The 19091-nt window shown below is 74.2% G+C and carries 15 protein-coding genes; all 15 read right to left on the reverse strand.

Translation table 11 applies throughout. From position 1 onward, the window contains the following. Positions 1-28 precede the first annotated feature (28 nt). The 15 genes from ftsZ to dinB all read right to left on the reverse strand — a co-directional run bounded on the left by ftsZ (position 29) and on the right by dinB (position 18948). Complete coding sequence (ftsZ, locus tag ACH9EU_RS11885) at positions 29-1276, reverse strand: cell division protein FtsZ (RefSeq protein WP_396414138.1); 1248 nt, start codon at positions 1274-1276, stop codon at positions 29-31. Positions 1277-1526: 250 nt separating this feature from the next. Further along, positions 1527-2630, reverse strand: coding sequence for a cell division protein FtsQ/DivIB (locus ACH9EU_RS11890; RefSeq protein WP_396414139.1), 1104 nt, complete (start codon positions 2628-2630; stop codon positions 1527-1529). Continuing rightward, positions 2627-4033, reverse strand: coding sequence for a UDP-N-acetylmuramate--L-alanine ligase (murC, locus tag ACH9EU_RS11895; RefSeq protein WP_396414140.1), 1407 nt, complete (start codon positions 4031-4033; stop codon positions 2627-2629). Before murC ends, ACH9EU_RS11890 begins: the two co-directional genes overlap by 4 nt. Then, positions 4023-5156 carry an undecaprenyldiphospho-muramoylpentapeptide beta-N-acetylglucosaminyltransferase gene (gene murG / locus ACH9EU_RS11900; RefSeq protein WP_396414141.1) on the reverse strand — a complete coding sequence of 378 codons (1134 nt, stop codon included), beginning with the start codon at positions 5154-5156 and terminating at the stop codon, positions 4023-4025. Before murG ends, murC begins: the two co-directional genes overlap by 11 nt. Then, entirely contained in the window at positions 5153-6388 is a 1236-nt protein-coding gene (gene ftsW, locus ACH9EU_RS11905) for a putative lipid II flippase FtsW (RefSeq protein ID WP_396414142.1), read from the reverse strand. Before ftsW ends, murG begins: the two co-directional genes overlap by 4 nt. Beyond that, complete coding sequence (gene murD, locus ACH9EU_RS11910) at positions 6385-7908, reverse strand: UDP-N-acetylmuramoyl-L-alanine--D-glutamate ligase (protein WP_396414143.1); 1524 nt, start codon at positions 7906-7908, stop codon at positions 6385-6387. Before murD ends, ftsW begins: the two co-directional genes overlap by 4 nt. Continuing rightward, positions 7905-9020, reverse strand: coding sequence for a phospho-N-acetylmuramoyl-pentapeptide-transferase (mraY, locus tag ACH9EU_RS11915; protein ID WP_396414144.1), 1116 nt, complete (start codon positions 9018-9020; stop codon positions 7905-7907). The genes murD and mraY overlap by 4 nt, the downstream gene beginning before the upstream one ends. Further along, on the reverse strand, positions 9017-10609 hold the full coding sequence (locus tag ACH9EU_RS11920; protein ID WP_396414145.1) for a UDP-N-acetylmuramoyl-tripeptide--D-alanyl-D-alanine ligase: 1593 nt from the start codon (positions 10607-10609) through the stop codon (positions 9017-9019). Before ACH9EU_RS11920 ends, mraY begins: the two co-directional genes overlap by 4 nt. Then, complete coding sequence (locus ACH9EU_RS11925) at positions 10606-12225, reverse strand: UDP-N-acetylmuramoyl-L-alanyl-D-glutamate--2,6-diaminopimelate ligase (protein WP_396414146.1); 1620 nt, start codon at positions 12223-12225, stop codon at positions 10606-10608. Before ACH9EU_RS11925 ends, ACH9EU_RS11920 begins: the two co-directional genes overlap by 4 nt. Positions 12226-12311: 86 nt before the next feature. Then, positions 12312-14294: a penicillin-binding transpeptidase domain-containing protein gene (locus tag ACH9EU_RS11930; protein ID WP_396414071.1), complete on the reverse strand. Its 1983-nt coding sequence runs from the start codon at positions 14292-14294 to the stop codon at positions 12312-12314. Between the two features lie 78 nt (positions 14295-14372). Next, positions 14373-15068: a hypothetical protein gene (locus ACH9EU_RS11935; RefSeq protein ID WP_396414070.1), complete on the reverse strand. Its 696-nt coding sequence runs from the start codon at positions 15066-15068 to the stop codon at positions 14373-14375. Beyond that, positions 15065-16066 carry a 16S rRNA (cytosine(1402)-N(4))-methyltransferase RsmH gene (rsmH, locus tag ACH9EU_RS11940; protein ID WP_396414069.1) on the reverse strand — a complete coding sequence of 334 codons (1002 nt, stop codon included), beginning with the start codon at positions 16064-16066 and terminating at the stop codon, positions 15065-15067. The genes ACH9EU_RS11935 and rsmH overlap by 4 nt, the downstream gene beginning before the upstream one ends. Before the next feature lie 223 nt (positions 16067-16289). Beyond that, complete coding sequence (gene mraZ / locus ACH9EU_RS11945) at positions 16290-16721, reverse strand: division/cell wall cluster transcriptional repressor MraZ (protein ID WP_396414068.1); 432 nt, start codon at positions 16719-16721, stop codon at positions 16290-16292. A gap of 531 nt (positions 16722-17252) precedes the next feature. Further along, on the reverse strand, positions 17253-17636 hold the full coding sequence (locus tag ACH9EU_RS11950; RefSeq protein WP_396414067.1) for a DUF3040 domain-containing protein: 384 nt from the start codon (positions 17634-17636) through the stop codon (positions 17253-17255). Between the two features lie 55 nt (positions 17637-17691). After that, entirely contained in the window at positions 17692-18948 is a 1257-nt protein-coding gene (gene dinB / locus ACH9EU_RS11955) for a DNA polymerase IV (protein ID WP_396414073.1), read from the reverse strand. Positions 18949-19091 lie beyond the last annotated feature (143 nt).

A 19091-nucleotide genomic window follows, 5' to 3' on the forward strand; every position in this document is an offset into this window, starting at 1 on the left:
ACCGGGCGCGCCCACCCCCGGACCCGGCTCACTTCAGGAAGTCGGGGAAGTCCAGGGAGTCCTTGCGCGCGGCTCCCGCTCCCGTTGCGGCCTCCGCCTCGGCGGGGAGGTCGACGTCGAAGCCGGCGTCGTCGGGGACGTCGTCGTGCGGGGCCGGCTGCGACCACCGCTGCGAGGACGCGGGCTGCCCGAAGGACGCGGCACCTCCGCGCTGCGGGGACCGGGCGAGCCCGGCGGGCTGGGCGGCACCCGAGCCGAAGGCGGCGCGCGTGGTGGCGGCCTGCTGGGCGGCGGCGTTGGTGTTGTTGGCGTTGGTCTCCGGGCTCACCGAGTCGAAGCCCGCGGCGATGACCGTGACGCGTGCCTGGTCGCCCAGGGCGTCGTCGATCACCGCGCCGAAGATGATGTTCGCCTCGGGGTGGGCCACCTCCTGGACCAGGCGGGCCGCCTCGTTGATCTCGAACAGCCCGAGGTCCGAGCCGCCCTGGATGGACAGCAGCACGCCGTGGGCGCCGTCGATGGACGCCTCCAGCAGCGGCGAGGCGATCGCGAGCTCCGCGGCCTTCACGGCGCGGTCCTCGCCCTGCGCGGCACCGATGCCCATGAGCGCGGACCCGGCACCCTGCATCACCGACTTCACGTCCGCGAAGTCCAGGTTGATCAGACCCGGGGTCGTGATGAGGTCGGTGATGCCCTGGACGCCGGAGAGGAGCACCTGGTCGGCGGACTTGAACGCGTCGAGCATCGAGACGTTGCGGTCGGAGATCGACAGGAGACGGTCGTTGGGGATGACGATGAGCGTGTCGACCTCGTCGCGCAGGGTCTCGATGCCGTTCTCCGCCTGGTTGGACCGGCGCCGGCCCTCGAAGGTGAACGGGCGGGTGACCACGCCGATGGTGAGGGCGCCCAGGGAGCGGGCGATGCGGGCGACCACCGGGGCGCCGCCCGTGCCGGTGCCGCCGCCCTCGCCGGCGGTCACGAAGACCATGTCGGCGCCCTTGATGACCTCCTCGATCTCCTCGTGGTGGTCCTCGACGGCCTGGCGCCCCACGTCGGGGTTGGCGCCGGCCCCCAGGCCACGGGTGAGCTCCCGGCCGACGTCGAGCTTCACGTCGGCGTCGCTCATCAGCAGGGCCTGGGCGTCCGTGTTGATCGCGATGAACTCGACGCCGCGCAGCCCCTCCTCGATCATCCGGTTCACGGCGTTGACACCGCCGCCGCCGATTCCGACGACCTTGATGACGGCCAAGTAGTTCTGGGGGGTTGAGGAGTCCATGGGTACCTAACTTGAGACGGTGCGGGCCCGGGTGCGCAAGACGATGCTCAACCTTGCATCGAAGGTAGAACGTCAGGCCGTCGGCCGCGTCCCCGGGAAGGGTCAATGTCGAGGTCAAGCGTAACAACCGCGCGGGCCCCCTGCACGACACGCCATACCGCGACCGACACTTTTCGCCAAAACCCCGGACGCCACCGTGCCGGCGTTCAACTCTCCACCTCAGGTGGAGGGTCAGGGTCGAACTCCCCGGTCAGCGCACCACGGGCCGCGTGGGGCTGGAGACGTCGTACGTCGCGATGCCGCTGTCGGCGCCGCGGGCCTCCACCAGCCGGCGCAGCACCTGGGCCTTGAGCTCGCTGTCCTCGGCCGTGCCCCACACGACCCGCCGCCCGTCGGCGAACTCGAGCTCCACGGAGGACAGCGACTCGGCCGAGGCCGTGCGCAGCTGCGCCAGGACCGACTCCGGCAGCGCCGCGAGAACGGCCGCGATGGCCTCGAACCGTTCCCCCTCGAGCACCTCGGGTCCACCGGTGACCACCGGGACGCCCGCGTCCTCCGGGGAGGACGCGGTCCGGAGCCGGACGCCCTCCGAGTCGACGACCACGTGCTCGCCCCCGTCCTCGACGGCGGCCACCGGAACCCGCTCGTGCAGCTCGACCACGAGCAGGTGCGGCGGCTCGAGCAGCACCTCGATGGAGCGCACCTGCGGGATCCGGCCGACGCGCTCGCGCACCTCCGCCTTGGAGATGCGGGTGAGCGGAACCCCCTCGTAGGACTCGAGGGCCTGCTCGACGCGCGCGGGATCGGTCAGCTGCGCCCCGCGCACCGCGACCTCCCGGACGGCCAGCAGCGGGGAGAGGAAGAGGACGGCCGCGAGCCCGGCGAGGGCCGCGAGGACGCCCAGCCCGGCCCACAGCCGGCGGCGCCGGCGGCGGCCCGCGGGCGAGCCCGGGAAGACGACGACCGTGGCCCCGTCGGCGGCTCCGACGGCCGTGGACCCGTGGCGCACGGGCTCATCGGCGGCCGGCACCGGATCGTGGTCCGCGGGCAGCCGGGAGGCGGTGAGCACGCGGGCGGCCGAACGCTCCTGCCGGTGCCGGCGCCAGGCGCTGAACCTCCCGCCGGCCGACGGCACCTCCTCCAGGTCGTCCTCGTCGGTCAGGGGCGAGACCTTCGACCCGTCGTTGACGCGGATCCGGCCGGCCGCTGACCTCCCGCCGCCGGGCTCCCGCACGTCGGGGTCGACGGCCCCCGCGGGCGGCGCCGCCTCCTGGTCCTCGGCCGGCACCGCGACAGCGGCCTCCCCCGGATCCTGCGGGGGTCCGGGCTGGTGCGGCCGGCCGTGACGGGTCACGGACGGGCCCCGAGGCGCTCGACCAGGAGGGGGCCGAGCCGGGTGACGTCGCCGGCACCCACGGTCAGCACGAGGTCCCCCGGGCGGGCCGCGGCCGCGGCCTCGGCCACCGCGGCCTCGGCCCGCGGGACGTAGCGGACGTGGGCGGGGGCACGGTCGGTGATGATCTCGCTCGTGACCCCCTCGACGGGCTGCTCGCGGGCCCCGAAGACGTCGAGGACGAGGCTCTCGTCGGCAAGGGCGAGGGCCTCGGCGAACTCGGCGGCGAACTCCCGGGTCCGGGAGTAGAGGTGGGGCTGGAACACGGCGATCACCCGGTGGCCCCCCGCGACCTCCCGGGCGGCGGTGAGGGCGGCGACGACCTCCGTGGGGTGGTGGGCGTAGTCGTCGAAGACCCGGACGCCGCGCGCCTCGCCGCGCGGGTCGAAGCGGCGCGCCGAGCCGTGGAAGCCCGCCAGGCCCCGCGCGGCGTCCGCGGGAGTGACCCCCGCCTCGACGGCCACGCAGAACGCGGCGGCGGCGTTGAGCACGTTGTGCCGCCCGGGCACGGCGAGCTCGAGCTGCACCTCACGGCGGTCGGCGCCCTCGCCGAGCAGGAGGGTGCTGCGCGTGCGCAGCCCGTCGGCCTCCCCCGGGACCACCCGGACGTCGGCGCCGTCGTCCACGCCGTAGGTCACGACCCGGATCCGGGACTCCCGGTGCCGCTGGGCCAGCGCGCGGGAGCCGGCGTCGTCCTGGCACGCGACGAGCAGCCCTCCCTCGGGCACGGTCGCCGCGAAGTCGTCGAAGGCCCGGAAGAACGCCTCGCGGGTCGGGTAGAAGTCGAGGTGGTCGGGCTCGATGTTCGTCACCACGGCGATGCGCGGCCCGTACTTCAGGAACGAGCCGTCGGACTCGTCGGCCTCGGCCACGAACCAGTCCCCGCCGCCGAGCGCCGCGTTGGCGCCGAGGTCCGGCACGTGGGCGCCGATCGCCCACGAGGGGTCCCGTCCGGCGGCGTGCAGGGCGAGCGCGGCCATGGCGCTGGTGGTGGTCTTGCCGTGCGTTCCCGCCACGGCCACGACCTCGCGCCCGTGCATGGCGGCGGCCAGACCGTCCGAGCGGTGCAGCACCCGCAGGCCGGCCGCCCGGGCCGCCGCGTACTCGGGGTCCTCCGGCGGGATCGCGGTGGAGACGACCACCGTCCCCGCGCCGGCGACGTTCTCCGCGCGCTGGCCCACGGAGACCGTGGCGCCCAGGTCCTCGAGCTGCCGCAGGACCGGCGAGTCCTGACGGTCGGAGCCGCTCACGGGCACACCGCGGGCGAGCATGAGCTTGGCGACCGCGGACATCCCCGCCCCGCCGACGCCGATGAAGTGCACCCGCCCGAGCTGCTCGGGCGTCAGCGCGCGCTCAGCGCTCATCGGGGACCTCCTGCAGGATCAGCCGTGCCAGCACGGTGTCGGCGTCCCGCACGCCGTGGTCCCTGCCGGCGGCGGCCATGGCGGCCAGCCGTCGCGGGTCGGACAGCAGCGGGTGGACGTGCTCGCGGAACCAGCCGGGCGTGAACTCGGCGTCGGGCACGAGCTGCGCCGCACCGGCGGCGACGAGGGACGAGGCGTTGAGCGCCTGCTCGCCGTTGCCGACGGGCAGGGGGACGAACACCGCGGGCAGCCCGACGGCGGCCACCTCGGAGACGGTGGCGGCGCCGGCCCGCGCCACCAGCAGGTCCGCCGCCGCGTAGACGCGCTCCATGCCGTCGACGTACTCGACCTGCACGTAGCCCGGTGCCGTCAGCGGGGAACCGTCCTCGCGCACCACCTGCTTCCCGCGCCCGGTGACGTGCAGCAGCTGGTACCCGTGCGCGGCGACCTCGTCCGCGACGGCGGCCACGGTCCGGTTCATGGCCAGGGCGCCCGAGGACCCGCCGGTGACCACGACCGTGGGCCGCTCCGGGTCGAGCCCGAGGGAGCGGCGCGCCTCGGCGCGCAGCCCCTCCCGGTCCAGCGCGGTGATCTCCCGGCGCATGGGCATGCCCACCGTCACGGCGCCGCGCAGCGGCGTGCCGGGGAACGCGGTGGCCACGGTGTGCGCCCAGCGCGCCCCGACCCGGTTGGCCAGGCCCGGACGGGCGTTGGCCTCGTGCACCACGATGGGCAGCCGCCGGCGGGCGGCGGCCAGGTAGACCGGCGTGCACACGTATCCGCCGACGCCCACGACGACGTCCGGGCGCACCCGGTCGAGGATCTCCCCGGCGCCCCGGACGGCGGCGGCCAGCCGGGCGGGCAGCCGCAGCAGGTCCACGGAGGGCCTGCGGGGCAGGGGTACGCGGTCGACGAGTTCGAGCTCGATGCCGAGCCCGGACTCCGGCACGAGCCGGGTCTCCATGCCCGAGGCCGTGCCGACGGCCGTGAGCCGGGCGTCCGGCGCCTGCTCGCGCAGGGCGGCGGCGACGGCCAGCAGGGGGCTCACGTGCCCGGCGGTGCCGCCGCCGGCCAGGAGGACCGACGGCGCGGCGCGCTCGTCGGACGGGTGGTTCGGTGTCATGCGGAGTCCTCGTTCCGGGTGCGGGAGCCTGCCTCGCGGGAGGGGACCGGGATCCGGCGCGGCAGCCGGGTGAAGGACATCACCACACCGACGGCGGCCAGGCTCATCAGCAACGACGACCCACCGTAGCTGATGAACGGGAGGGGGATGCCGATGACGGGCAGCACCCCCGTGACCATGCCGATGTTGATGAACGCCTGCCCGACGAGCCAGCTGACGATGCAGGCCGTGGCGATCCGCACGAAGCGGCCGCGGGCGCGCAGGATGACGCGGCCCATGGCCAGGGCCATGATCGCGAACAGGGCGAGGATCAGCACCGCGCCGAGGAGGCCGAGCTCCTCGCCGATGATCGAGAAGATGTAGTCGTTGTGCGCCTCGGGGACGTAGTTGTACTTCAGCCGGGACTGGCCCAGGCCCACGCCCCACCACCCCCCGGACGCGAGCGCGTTGAGCCCCTGCTGGGCCTGGTAGCAGGCGTCGGTGGCCCCGCACTGCCCGAAGAGCCACCCGGTGATCCGGTCCACCCGGTGGGGTGCGGTCACCACGGCGAGGGTCCCGAGCACGCCGGCGCCCACGGCGGCGACCGCGAACAGCCGCAGCGGGGCGCCGGCGAAGAAGAGGGCGGCGGCGTAGACGAGGACGAAGACGAGGACGGTGCCCATGTCCTCCCCCAGCGCGACCATCCCGGTGGGCACGGCGAAGCCGAGCACGGAGGGCCACAGGGCCTGCCGCCACTCGCGCACGGCGTCCCCCTGCCGGGCCAGCACCATCGCCAGCCACAGGCACACGGCCAGCTTCGCGGCCTCCGAGGGCTGGAAGGTCTGCCCGCCCACGAGGATCCAGTTGCGGTTGCCGTTGACGGTGCTGCCCAGGGGCGTGAACACCAGCCCGAGCAGGAACACGGCCAGCAGGAGCAGCGTCGTGGCGCCGCGCCGGTACCAGGACGTCGGCACGAAGGAGAGCCCGAACATCAGGAGGACGCCCAGTCCGCCGTAGGTCGCCTGCTTGAGGAAGTAGGAGTAGGCCGACTCCTGCGACGAGATGGACTCCACCGCGGAGGCGGAGAGCACCATCATGATGCCGATGCCGGTGAGCAGCAGCACCGAGCCCGCCAGCGCGTAGTAGGAGTGGATGAGCGGGCCGTCGACGACCGCCCACCAGAAGCGGCGGGCACCCTGCGCCGAGGCGGCGCCGGCCCGCGGGGACGTCGTCCGGTCCTGCACCTGCGTCATGACAGCCGCTCCACCAGGTCGACGACCTCCCGGACGAACGCCTCGCCCCGGTGGGCGTAGGAGCTGAACTGGTCCATGGAGGCCGCGGCGGGGGCCATGAGGACGGTGTCGCCCCGCCGGGCCGCCCCGTGGGCGAGGCGGACGGCGTGCGCCATCACGGCGTCCCCGTCCGCGCTGCCCTCCTCACCCGCCGGCAGCACCGGGACGTCCGGGGCGTGCTCGGCGAGGGCGGCGAGCAGGCCGGCGTTGTCCGTGCCGATGAGCACCACCCCGCGCAGGCGCTCCGCGTGCCGGGCGACCAGCCGGTCGTAGGAGACCCCCTTCGACAGCCCACCGGCGATCCACACCACGGAGCCGAAGGCCGAGAGGGCGGCGTCGGCGGCGTGCGGGTTGGTGGCCTTGGAGTCGTTGACCCACACCACCCCGTGCGTCGTGGCCACGGCCTGGAGGCGGTGGTCGCCGGGCTCCCAGGCCCGCAGCCCGTCCCGCACGGCCTCCGGCGGCACCCCGGCAGCCCGGGCCAGGGCCGCGGCGGCCAGGGCGTTGGCCACGCCGTGGGGTGTGGGCAGCGGTCCCGTGTCCGCGACGGAGGCGAGCTCGAGGGCCGAGCCGCGGCGGTCGGCCAGGAACGCGCGGTCCACCAGGAGGTCCTCGACGACGCCGAGCATGCTCACGTCCGGGGTGTCCAGGGTGAAGCCCACGGCGCGGCAGCCCTCCAGGACGTCGGCCTCCTCGACCATCCGCACGGTCTCGGGCTGCTGGGCGTTGAACACGCACGCGACCCGGGTGTTCTCGTAGATCCGGGCCTTGTCCGCCGCGTAGTTCTCGTAGCCGCCGTGCCAGTCCACGTGGTCCTCGGCGATGTTGAGCACGACCGAGGCCAGCGGGGACATGGAGTGCGTCCAGTGCAGCTGGAAGCTGGAGAGCTCCACGGCCAGGACGTCGTACTCCACGGGCTCGCGCAGCGCGTCGAGGACAGGGGTGCCCACGTTGCCGACGGCGGCGGCGGTGAGCCCCGCGGCCCGGAGGATCGAGGCGGTCATCCCCACCGTGGTGGTCTTGCCGTTGGTGCCGGTGATGCACACCCACTCGGCGGTCTTCTTCCCGGCCCGCTCCCGGACCCGCCAGGCGAGCTCGACGTCGCCCCAGATCTGGATCCCCTCCGCCGCGGCGGCGGCCAGCAGGGGGTGGTCGGGGCGCAGCCCCGGGGAGGTGACGACCAGCTCCGGGCGGGCCCCCTCGACGTCGGGCACCGCCTCCTGGGCGGCCGGCCCCAGCAGGACGCCGGCGGCGCCCACGATCCGCAGGGTGTCCGCGCGGGCCCGCGTCGCGTCCGTGTCGGTGCCGTCCACGACGACGACGCGGGCCCCGAGCTCGATGAGGGTGTCGGCGGCGGCGAAGCCCGAGACCCCGATACCGGCCACCACGACGCGCAGCCCGGCCCAGTCGGCGTCCCAGCTCGTGAGGCCGGCCAGGCGGGGCCGGTCCAGGAGGGGGTTCTCGTTGGCGGCGTGGATCATTGGACGAGTCCTCCGTGGGAGAGCAGCCAGTCGCCGTAGAAGACCCCGAGCGCGGCCGCGACGAACAGCCCGGCGACGACCCAGAACCGGACCACGATGGTCACCTCGTTCCAGCCCTTGAGCTCGAAGTGGTGCTGCAGCGGAGCCATCTTGAAGATGCGCCTGCCCCCCGAGAGCTTGAAGTAGCCGACCTGCAGGATGACGGACACCGTGATGATCACGAACAGCCCGGCGATGAGCACGAGCAGCAGCTCCGTGCGCGTGAGCACCGCGAAGGCGGCCAGCGCCCCGCCGAGCCCCAGCGACCCGGTGTCCCCCATGAAGATCTTCGCCGGTGAGGTGTTCCACCACAGGAAGCCCACGAGGGCGCCGACGAGGGCCGCGGCGGTCAGGGCCAGGTCGGCGGCGTCGCGCACCTCGTAGCACACGCCCGCGTCCACGGAGCCGCACAGGTGGGTGTTCTGCCACATGGCGACGAGCATGTACCCGCTGAACACGAGGATGGAGGCCCCGGTGGCGAGCCCGTCGAGGCCGTCCGTGAGGTTCACGGCGTTGGTCGTGGCCGTCGCGATGAGGTTGACCCAGACCACGAAGAGGACGGCGCCGGCCACCGGGCCCGCGAACGCGAGGTCCAGGGGTGTGTCCCGGGTGACGGAGATCGCCGAGGAGGCGGGCGTGACGCCCCGTTCGTCCGGCACGAGCAGGACGAGCAGGGCGAAGGCGGTCCCGATGAGCCCCTGCAGGACGATCTTGCCGGCCGGGCTGAGCCCCAGGTTCCGCTTCTTGGCGATCTTCTTGTAGTCGTCGACGAACCCGACGAGCCCCATGCCCAGCATCAGCAGCAGCGCGGCGAGCCCGGAGAGGGTGATCCCGCCGTAGGCGGGCCACAGCAGCCCCGAGGCCAGGTGCGTGAGGCCGTAGGCCACGACCACGGAGCCGAGGATCGCGACGCCTCCCATGGTGGGCGTGCCGCGCTTGGTGTGGTGGCTGGTGGGACCGTCGTCACGGATGAACTGGCCGTAGCCGCGACGGGCGAGGAACTTGATGAGGGCCGGCGTCCCGAACAGGGAGAGCACGAGCGCCAGGCCGGCCGCCATGAGGATCTGGATCATGCCGGATCGTTCCCCTCGGCGACCGGCCCCGGCGGCCGCCCGTTCGGGTCGAGCTCCGCGTTGACGAACGGTCCCGCGGAGAGCCAGTGGTCGCCGCGGGCAGGGGCGTCGTTGCCCGGGGCGGGACCGGGCGCGCCCGGGCGGGCGTCCGCCGCGACGCGGTCGCCGAGGATCCGCAGGCCCGAGGCGTTGGAGGACTTGAAGAGGACGATGTCGCCCGGGGCCAGCTCGTGGCGCAGGACCTCCTCCGCCTCCTCGGCGTCGGCGACCCAGGTCGCCTCGTTGCCCCACGAGCCCTCGAGCTGGGCGGCGTCGTAGACGGGGCGGGCCGTCTGGCCGACCGCGACCAGCTTGGAGATGTTCAGTCGCACGACCATGCGTCCCAGGGCGTCGTGCTCCTCGACGGAGCTCTCACCGAGCTCGAGCATGCCGCCGAGCACCGCCCAGGTGCGGCGTGGTGCCGAGCCCGGCTCGCCGCGGCCCAGTTGCGCCAGCGTCTGCAGCGCGGCGCGCATCGACTGCGGGTTCGCGTTGTACGCGTCGTTGATCACGGTCACCCCGTCGGCCCGCTCGGTGCGCTCCATCCGCCACCGGCTGACGGCGCCCTGGGCGTTGAGCGAGGCCGCGATGCGCTCGGGGGCGACGCCGGCCACGAAGGCGGCGGACGCGGCGGCGAGCAGGTTCGTCACGTGGTGCTCGCCGATGAGCCGCGAGCGGATCCGGTGCACCGAGCCGTCCGGCAGGTGCAGGGTGAACTCCGGGCTCCCGGCCGGGCCCAGCCGCACGTCCGAGGCGTGGACCCGGGCCGCCGGGACGTCGGGCAGCGCGTTCGCCGGCGACTCCCCGAAGTACACGACCGGCGCGCCGGTGCGGCGGTGCATCTGCCGGACGAGGGCGTCGTCGTCGTTGAGCACCGCGACGCCGTCGGCCCCGAGCGACTCGACGAGCTCCCCCTTGGCGCGCGCGATGTTGGCGACCCCGCCGAACTCGCCGGCGTGGGCTGAGCCCACGCACAGCACGACCCCCACGTCGGGGCGGACCATGCGGCAGAGGTAGTCGATGTTGCCGATCCGCGTGGCCCCCATCTCGATGATCAGGTACCGGGTCCCGGGTTCGGCCTCGAAGACGGTCAGCGGCACGCCGACCTCCCCGTTGTACGACCCCCGGGGCGCGACCGTGGGTCCCTCCGCGGCGAAGATCCCGCGCAGGAGGTCCTTCGTGCTGGTCTTGCCCACCGACCCGGTCACGGCGATGACCTTGACCTCGTGGTCGGCGCGCAGCTGGGCCACGACCCAGGACGCGAGCCGGCCCATGGCCTCGACCACGTCGGGCACGAGCACCCCCGGGTACGGCAGGCCCGCGGCGTCCGTGACCTCGCGCTCCACGAGCGCCAGGGCCGCGCCCGCGGCGAAGGCCGCGCCCACGAACTCGTGCCCGTCGGTGACCTCCCCGGGCTTGGCCACGAACAGGGTGCCGGGGCGGGCCTCGCGGGAGTCGGTTGTGACGTGCCCGACGACGACATCCCCGGCCTCGCCCACGGCGCGCCCGCCCGTGATCTGCGCGATCTGCGCGGCGGTCACTTCGATCATCGGTCCTCCCAACGGCCCTGCTGCGCCTCGGCCAGCGCGGCCCGCAGCTCTTCCCTGTCGTCCAGCGGGTGGTCCACGCCCCGGACCTCCTGGACGGTCTCGTGCCCGCGGCCCGCCACGAGCACCGCGTCCGAGGGACCGGCCATGGCCACGGCGGCGCGGATCGCCGCGGCGCGGGGTTCGACCACCACGACCTCCCGCGCCCGGGCGCCGGCGGCGCGGGCCGCCCGGGCGCCCGCGGCGACCTCGTCGCGGATCCGCGCCGGGTCCTCGTCGTGCGGGTCGTCGTCGGTCACGACGACGACGTCGGCGTGCCGCGCGGCGACCTCGCCCATGATCGGGCGCTTCGTCCGGTCCCGTTCGCCCGTCGCGCCGAAGACCACGACGAGCCGTCCCCGCGGCGGGTCGACGGCCTCCAGCGCCCGGCGCAGGGCGTCCGGGTTGTGCGCGAAGTCCACGACGGCGATCGGCTCGGCGCCGATCAGCTGCATCCGCCCGGGCACGTCGGTGGTCAGCGGGTCGGACGCGTCGAGGACCCGCTGGACCTCGGCCGGGTCCGCCCCGGAGGCCAGGACCATCAGCACCGCCAGTGCGGCGTTGGCCACGTTGAAGTCCCCGGGCAGGCCGGTGGAGACCCGCAGCGTCCGGCCGTCCCGGTGCCGCAGCTCGAAGGAGTGCCCGATGCCGTGCCGGGCCGGGGCCGTCACGGTCCAGTCCGCGAGCTCTCCGGACACGGTGCCGTCCAGCGCGACCGTGTCCACGGCCTCGGCCCCGAGCTGCTCGCGGGCGTGGGCGGCCATGCGCGCGGCCCAGACGTCGTGCTCGTCCTGGACGACGACGACGGCGCGCCGGGTCCGCTCCCGGGTGAACAGCCGGGCCTTGACCGCGAAGTACTCCTCCATGCTCCCGTGCAGGTCGAGATGGTCCTGGGTCAGGTTGGTGAATCCGGCCACGTCGAAGCGCACGCCGTCCACGCGGTGGAACTGGAGGGCGTGGGAGGAGACCTCCATGGAGGCCGCCGTGATGCCGCGCTCCCGCATGAGGGCGAGCAGTGCGTGCACGTGGGGAGCCTCCGGGGTGGTGAGCCGGGAGGGGATGGGCTCCTCGCCGGCGAGGATCTCGATCGTCCCGATGAGGCCGGTGCGGTGGCCCAGGGCACGCAGCAGCGAGTTGGTGAAGTACGTCGTCGTCGTCTTGCCGTTCGTGCCCGTCACGGCGAACAGCGTGGGCGCCGTGCCGTCCTCGGGGCGGGAGTCGTAGACGCGGGCCGCGATGGCCCCGACGGCCCGGCGGGGATCCGGGGAGACGACCACGGGCAGCTCCACGCCCGCCCGGTCGAGGAGCTCTGCGCCCCGGGCGTCCGTGAGCACGGCGACCGCTCCGGCGCGGGCGGCGTCGGCGGCGAACTGGGCGCCGTGGGCTCGGGCGCCGGGCAGTGCCGCGTAGAGGTCGCCCGCCCGCAGCTGACGGGAGTCCAGGGAGACGCCGGTGACGTCGGCGGAACGGGCGGGGGCCGGTGCGTGCGCGAGGCGGGCCGTCTCCGCGAGGCTCAGCGGGCGGGGCCGGGCGGGGCGCATCGTCTGCGCGTCGTGTCCCTGCTGGGCTGTCGCGTCCATCAACGTCCTTCGTGATCTGGTGGCGGGTGGGGGGGCCCGCCGGGTGGGGGGCGGTCCCGGTCTGACCGGGACGGCGATACGGAAGTCTAGCCGCCCTCGTCGGCCGGGCGGGACGGGACCACCGCCTCCCGGGCCGCCGAGGCCTCCTGTCCCTCCCCGTCAGCCGTGGCCGCGCCCTCCTGCGCGGAGTCGTCCTCCTCCGCTCCGGGGGCCTCGACCTCCGGCGGGGCGTCCACAGCCGGGACGTCCTGCGTGCCCTCCGCGGTCCTCGGGTCGTCCGTGCCCTCGGGGTCGTCGGTGCGCAGGGGGATCTCGACCGGCTCCGTGGTCGAGGGCGGGACGTCGTAGTGGCGCAGCACCTGGCCCATGATCTTGCTGAAGGTCGCCGTCGTGCCGATGGTCCGCACGTCGCCCTTCGGCCGCTGGAGGGTCACGGCCACGAGGTACTGGGGGTCCTCGATCGGCGCGACCCCCACGAAGGAGGTCGTGTAGCCGTCGTAGCCGCCCTTGGGGCTGGGAGCCTCGGCCGTGCCGGTCTTGCCGCCCACGCGGTAGCCCTCGACGGCCGCGTCCTTGGCGCCGCCCTGGGTCACGGTCACCTCCATCATGTCGAGGACCTGCTCGGCGGTCTTCTCGGAGACGATCCGCTCCCCCTCGGGCCGCTCGGCCGGCGTGGTGGTGCCGTCGGGCTCGACGTAGGACTCCACCACGCGCGGCTCGACCTGGACCCCGCCGTTGGCGACGGCCTGGAAGATCGTGGCCGTGCGCAGCGGGGTCTGTGCCACGCCCTGGCCGAAGAGCACCGTGTACTGCTGGCGCACGTCCCACTGGTCGGCGCTGGTGAGGATCCCGGGCGACTCGCCGGGCAGCTCGACGCCCGTGCGCTCGCCGACCCCGAACCGCTTCATCCACTCGTGCCGCTGCTCCGGGGAGAGCTTGCCGCCGACCAGCACGGTGCCGGTGTTCATGGAGTCGGCGATGATCCCGGCGAACGTGCGCCGCTGCTCGCCGTGGTCGAAGGCGTCCGTGATCTTCTGCCCGTCGATCTCCAGGAAGGGCGGCACGGTGACCTCCGTCCGGGGGGTGGCGATCCCCTCCTCCACCGCCGCGGCGGCCGTGAGGATCTTCTGGGTGGAGCCGGGCTCCACGGCCTGGGTGACCGCGCGGGCGCCGAGGTCCGCGGGCTCCGCCGAGCCGATGTCGTTGGGGTCCACGGTCGAGGAGTCGGCCAGCGCCAGCACGGCCCCGTCCTCCACCCGCATCACCACCGCGGTGCCCCACTCGGCGTCGAGCTCCTCGGCCCGCTCGGTGACCGCCTGCTGGGCGATGAACTGCACGTCGCTGTCGATCGACAGCTGCACGGAGGTCCCGTCCACCACGGGGCTCTCCTCCTGCGGGGCCACGGGGATCCGCACGCCGTCGGCGCTGATCTCGAACGTGCGGCTGCCGTCCGTGCCCCGCAGCAGCTCGTCCTGGGTCTGCTCGATGCCGCCCAGGGCCTCGTCGTCGCCGCCCATGAAGCCGACGACGCTGCCGCCCACCGGTCCGTTGGGGTAGATGCGGTCGGAGGCGGGCTGACCGTAGACGTAGGGCAGGCCGAGCTCGCGCACCGTGTTCCACTGCTCCGGGGTGACGCCGCGCGCGACGTAGGCGAAGGGCTTGTCGCCGTCCAGCGACTCCTTGACCTCGGCGTCCTCGAGCTCGAGGGCGTCGGCGAGCCGGTACACGGCCTCCGTGGGGGTCACGGTCTCCGTGGTCCCGTCCGCCCGGGGCCGCTCGAACTCCCGCACCAGGGACTGGTCCACGGTCACGTCGTAGCGCTGGAGGGTCCGGGCCAGGACCTTGCCCGCGGTGTCGCGGATCTCGCCGCGCAGGGCGGGGACGACCTCGGTGCGGGAACGCTCCTGAGCCGCGGCCTCGGCCCGTCCGGCCGCGTCGAAGCCCTGCACCCACACCAGGCGCAGTCCCAGGACCACCAGCAGGGCGAGGACGAGGGCGACGCCGATGCGGCTGCGGCGGGTGCCCAGGGCATCCTCACCGGTCGGCGTCGTCGAACGTGCGCGTGCCACGTGGTTGCCTCGTTCCTGGTCAGGGGTGGGGGTGGTCCGGGGAGGTGCGTCGCCTCCGCGAGGAGGCCGCCGCCCCGGTCACTCCCCGGGCGTGCGCTGCGGCGGGGCCGGCAGGACGCCGTCCGCGACCCCGGGGGCCGACGCCGCCCGTCGTTGCCGCTCCTCGGCCTTCGCACGCTCCTCCGCGGCCTTCTCCCGCTCCCGCTCCGCGGCGCGGTCCGCGGCCTCGGACCCGGTCTGGTGGGCGTGGTCGACCAGGATCTCGTGGTTCTCCCGGGGCTGCGCCGGCTGGGGGTCGCCCTCCACCGTACCCTTCGTCAGGTCGACCGTGCCCGAGTCCTGGGCGGGGACCATGCCCAGGTCCGAGGCCATCACCGCGAGGTTCTGCGGGGCGTTGTAGAACTCCAGGTCCTGGGTGAGCGCCTCGTTCTGCTGGCTCAGGGCCTGCTCCTGGGCCCGCAGCTCCACGAGCCGGTACTGGCCGCCGGAGATCTGGATGTTCAGCACGAGGATGGAGGCCAGCGCGACCACGAGCGCGATCAGGCTGAGCACCACCGTGGAGAGCCTCCGCCGCCGGGCCTGGTTCGGCACGACCGACAGGGGCGCCCGTCCCGCGCCGGGCGCCTCGGCCGGACGGGACGCGGGGACCTCGAGCTGCCGGGCGGAGCTGCCCTCGACCGGAGGGCGCTGAGCGCGCCGGGCCGCCCAGGCCCCGATGCCGGTGCGGGACGCCGCCGGACGCGCCGGTCGTCGCTGGAGTCCGGTTGCGCTCATGCCTCGTACCTCGTCGTGTTCGGTGCTGTGTGCCGGATCGCCGGCCGGATGCGCTCGACCGCGCGCAGACGTGCGGACGCGGCTCGGGGGTTCTCGTCGATCTCGCGGGGCGTGGGGGTCTCGGTCCCGCGGGTGAGGATGCGCAGGGTGGGCTTGTGCTCCTCGAGCTCCACCGGGAAGCCCTTCGGCGCCGTGGAGGTCGCACCCCGGGCGAAGGCCTGTTTGACGATGCGGTCCTCGAGCGAGTGGTAGCTCATGGCCACGACGCGTCCGCCGACGCGGACGGAGTCCAGGGCGGCGGGGATCGCCCGGCGCAGGACGTCGAGCTCCTCGTTCACCTCGATGCGCAGCGCCTGGAAGGTCTGCTTCGCGGGGTGGCCCTTCCGGTGCTGCGCGCCCTGCGGGACGGCCGCGCGGACGACCTCCACGAGTTCCCCCGTGGTACGCAGCGGGGCCTGCGCGCGGCGCTCGACGACGGCACGGGCGATCCGGGCCGCGAACCGCTCCTCGCCCCAGTCGCGCAGGATCCGGCGCAGCTCGGCCTCGCTGTAGCCGTTGACCACGTCCTCGGCGGTGCGTGGGGCCGTGGAGTCCATGCGCATGTCGAGCGGGGCGTCGTAGGAGTAGGCGAAGCCGCGCTCCCGCTGGTCCAGCTGGAGGGACGAGACGCCCAGGTCGAAGAGCACCGCGTCGGCGTCGCCGAAACCCAGCTCCGCGAGCGCCTCGGGGATCCGGTCGTAGGTGGTGTGGACGGGGTGGAACCGGCCGGCGAACCGGGCGAGCCTGGCCCCGGCCAGTGCGTGCGCCTGGGGATCCCGGTCCACCGCCACCAGCTGCAGCCGGGGGAACCGGCGCAACAGCGCCTCGGAGTGCCCGCCCATGCCCAGCGTCGCGTCCACCGCCACGGCTCCGTCCTCGGCGAGCGCCGGTGCCATGAGTTCGAGGCAGCGCTCGAGCAGCACGGGGACGTGGAGCTGCTCGGCTGGGCGTTGCGCCATGGGCCCTCTCTTCGGCGGTCGGGGGGATCGGTGGGGTGGCCGGCGCCGTGGCGACGCCCGGGTGGACTGACGGGCCTTGCAGGATCAGAACCCCATCCGCTGACCGCCTCTCGAATCCGGCCTGGCTCAGGGGAAGTTGAGCCAGGACGGTGACGGCTGTGCGGCTGGAGATCTCATCCGGGAAGCGCCTCGCACGCTCCGCGGTCTGGTTCGCGGCTCTCGGTCAGAAGAGCCCGGGCACCACTTCTTCCTCGGTCTCGGAGAAGGCGGCCTCCTTCTCGCTCAGGTAGTCGTTCCAGGACTGCGCGTCCCAGATCTCCGCCCGAGAGCCCGCGCCGATGACCGCCAGCTCGCGGTCCAGCCCGGCGTACTCCCGCAACGGAGGCGGTATGGTGACGCGGCCCTGCTTGTCCGGAACCTCGTCCGAGGCGCCCGAGAGAAAGACACGGATGTAGTCCCGTGCCTGCTTCGAGGCCAGCGGAGCGGCCCGGAGCTGCTCGTGGACCCGCTCGAACTCACCGATGCTGAAGACGTAGAGGCACCGCTCCTGGCCTCGCGTCAGGACGAGTCCGTCAGCGAGCTCCTCCCGGTACTTCGCCGGCAGGATCAAGCGGCCCTTCTCGTCGAGACGGGGTGAGTACGTTCCGAGAAACATGCTCACCGCCTCTCCAGCCCGAGAGTTCTCCCAGATCCATCTCCGCGCCCCACTTTACTCCACTTCACTCCCCGGTCAACGAAACCGGGGCCGGGCCGCCCCGGCGTGGCGCGCCGCGGCACGCCCCGCGACGGCATCCGCGCTGGTCAGGGGCGGGGGCGAACCGGTGGGGTGGAGAGGAGCGCCGTGGAGCGGGGCGTGGGGCGGGTCATGGCCCGCGCGTGGCGGAGGGCCGCGGAGGACCGGGGGCGGCCTGCCGCAGGCCGCTCCGGACGGGGAACGGACGGCCCGGGGAGCGGAGTGGAGGCCCCGCGCCCGCTGCCGGGGAGGGCAGTGGAGCGGCCCGGCCCGCCGCCCGGGGAGGGCGGTGGAGCGGCCCGGCCCGCCGCCCGGGGAGGGCAGTGGAGCGGCCCGCCGCATCTCGAGCACGAAGAAGCTCCCCGGCGGTAGGCCGGGGAGCTGGTCGAATGCTGTGCTGTCGGAGGGCGCGCGGTGGTGGTCCTGTCGAGGCGTGCGGTGCGGAGCGGCCGGCTAGGGCTGACCGCCCTGCCCACCGGAGTTGCGCTGGTCCCAGCGTTGCTCGAGATTCTGCAGGAACGGCGAGGACCGTCGGGGCCCTCCCCCCTTGCCGGGTCCCCCTCCGGAGCCCGGTTTGCCGGAGCGCAGCGTCGCGACGTAGACGCCCGCCCCCATGACGAGGAAGCCCAGGACACCGATGAGGGTCAGTTTGGCCATGATCCCGGCGAGCAGGACGAGCAGGCCGACCACGGCGATCACGATTCCCAGGACGATGTTGCGGGTGGAGGCTCCCCGGACGGCACGTGACCCCATGCTCGTCACGAACCTCGGGTCGTCCGCGTTGAGCTGCTTCTCCAGCTGGGCCAGGAGCTGTTGCTCGTGCTCGGACAGTGGCACGGTATGCCTCCTCATCCTTCGGGTGCGGGGTCCCCGGCTGTTCCGGCGCCGCCTGCTACCAGGATAGCCCGTCGGGTGGGGGTTTGGCACCGCGCACACGGCTGTCAACAGGCTCGGAATTCCCTGCCCGATCCCGTGGTGCGGAGGGGAGCAGGCGCGCCGGGCCGAGGCGGTCGGCGCCGAATCGTGCGTGCACCCGGTCCATGGCTTCCTCGGCCGCGCTCCACTCCTCCTCGCGACCGTCGAGACTGAGCTGGAGGGCGTCCGTGGCGTGCTCCAGGCGCTCCGCCCTGATCCCGATCAGCCGCACGGCCTGGGGCCGGTCGCCGATCTCCGCGAGCAGACCGGCTCCGTGCTCGAGCAGGTCGTGGGCCGACGTGAACGGGTGGGCGAGGGTCCGCGAGCGCGAGATGGTCGTGAAGTCGGCGTAGCGCAGCTTGAGCCCCACGCGCCGCGAACGCAGTCCCTGGCGCCGCAGCCGGGACGCGGTCCGGTGGCTCAGCCGCAGCAGCGTGTCGTGGAGCACCTGCCCGTCCGTCACGTCCTCGGGGAACGTCTCCTCGGCGCCCACGCTCTTCTCCTCCCGAACCGGAACCACCGGCCGCGGATCGCGGCCGTGGGCCAGCTCGTGGAGGTGCAGGCCGGCGGCCTGTCCGACCAGGCGGGTGAGCTGCGGCAGCGGCGCGGCGGCGAGGTCCCCGACCGTGCGCAGTCCGGCACCGACGAGGGCCTCGGCCGTCCGGGCGCCCACGCCCCAGAGGGCCGAGACCGGCAGCTCCGCGAGGAAGGCGACGGTGTCCTCCGGCTGGACGAGCAGCAGTCCGTCGGGCTTCGACCGCGTGGAGGCGATCTTCGCGACGGTCTTGTTGACCCCGATCCCCACGGAGGCGGTCAGGCCGAGCTCTCCCTGCACCCGGGCGCGCAGCCGGCGGGCGATGCGCACCGGGGGGCCGAGCCGGCGGACCGCTCCCCCGACGTCGAGGAAGGCCTCGTCCACACTGATCTGCTCCACCCGGTCCGTGATCTCCCAGAACATCTCCATGACCCGGCGGGAGTAGGCGTCGTAGGCACCGCGGTGGGGCTCGAGGAGGACGGCCCTCGGGCACATGGCCCGTGCACGGGCCAGGGGCATGCCCGACCGGACGCCGTAGGCTCGGGCCTCGTAGGAGGCGGAGAGGACGACCGAGCGGTTGCCGGCGGCCGCGACGACGACCGGCCGCCCGCGCAGGTGCGGGGAGGCCAGCAGCTCGACTCCCACGTAGAACATGTCCATGTCCACGTGCATGACGGCGCAGGCCCGCCAGCGCGCCATCCGCTCACTCGACGTCTCCGTCACCGTGCCTCCGTCACCACGTCCTCCTCCTGCACCGGCACAGCATAGCCGCCACCCCCGACGTCCTCGGAGGGCCCCGACCGGGCCCCGATCGCACCCGCCCCCTTGGGTAGGGTGGAGCC

It is taken from the genome of Kocuria rhizosphaerae, from assembly GCF_044462265.1.
GTDB lineage: Bacteria > Actinomycetota > Actinomycetes > Actinomycetales > Micrococcaceae > Kocuria > Kocuria rhizosphaerae.

Excerpts from the sequence above, each read along its gene's own strand:
- ftsZ (WP_396414138.1), bottom strand. The coding sequence starts at position 1,276 with ATGGACTCCTCAACCCCCCAGAACTACTTGGCCGTCATCAAGGTCGTC.
- murC (WP_396414140.1), bottom strand. The coding sequence starts at position 4,033 with ATGAGCGCTGAGCGCGCGCTGACGCCCGAGCAGCTCGGGCGGGTGCAC.
- murG (WP_396414141.1), bottom strand. The coding sequence starts at position 5,156 with ATGACACCGAACCACCCGTCCGACGAGCGCGCCGCGCCGTCGGTCCTC.
- ftsW (WP_396414142.1), bottom strand. The coding sequence starts at position 6,388 with ATGACGCAGGTGCAGGACCGGACGACGTCCCCGCGGGCCGGCGCCGCC.
- murD (WP_396414143.1), bottom strand. The coding sequence starts at position 7,908 with ATGATCCACGCCGCCAACGAGAACCCCCTCCTGGACCGGCCCCGCCTG.
- mraY (WP_396414144.1), bottom strand. The coding sequence starts at position 9,020 with ATGATCCAGATCCTCATGGCGGCCGGCCTGGCGCTCGTGCTCTCCCTG.
- ACH9EU_RS11920 (WP_396414145.1), bottom strand. The coding sequence starts at position 10,609 with ATGATCGAAGTGACCGCCGCGCAGATCGCGCAGATCACGGGCGGGCGC.
- ACH9EU_RS11925 (WP_396414146.1), bottom strand. The coding sequence starts at position 12,225 with ATGGACGCGACAGCCCAGCAGGGACACGACGCGCAGACGATGCGCCCC.
- ACH9EU_RS11935 (WP_396414070.1), bottom strand. The coding sequence starts at position 15,068 with ATGAGCGCAACCGGACTCCAGCGACGACCGGCGCGTCCGGCGGCGTCC.
- rsmH (WP_396414069.1), bottom strand. The coding sequence starts at position 16,066 with ATGGCGCAACGCCCAGCCGAGCAGCTCCACGTCCCCGTGCTGCTCGAG.
- mraZ (WP_396414068.1), bottom strand. The coding sequence starts at position 16,721 with ATGTTTCTCGGAACGTACTCACCCCGTCTCGACGAGAAGGGCCGCTTG.
- dinB (WP_396414073.1), bottom strand. The coding sequence starts at position 18,948 with ATGGCGCGCTGGCGGGCCTGCGCCGTCATGCACGTGGACATGGACATG.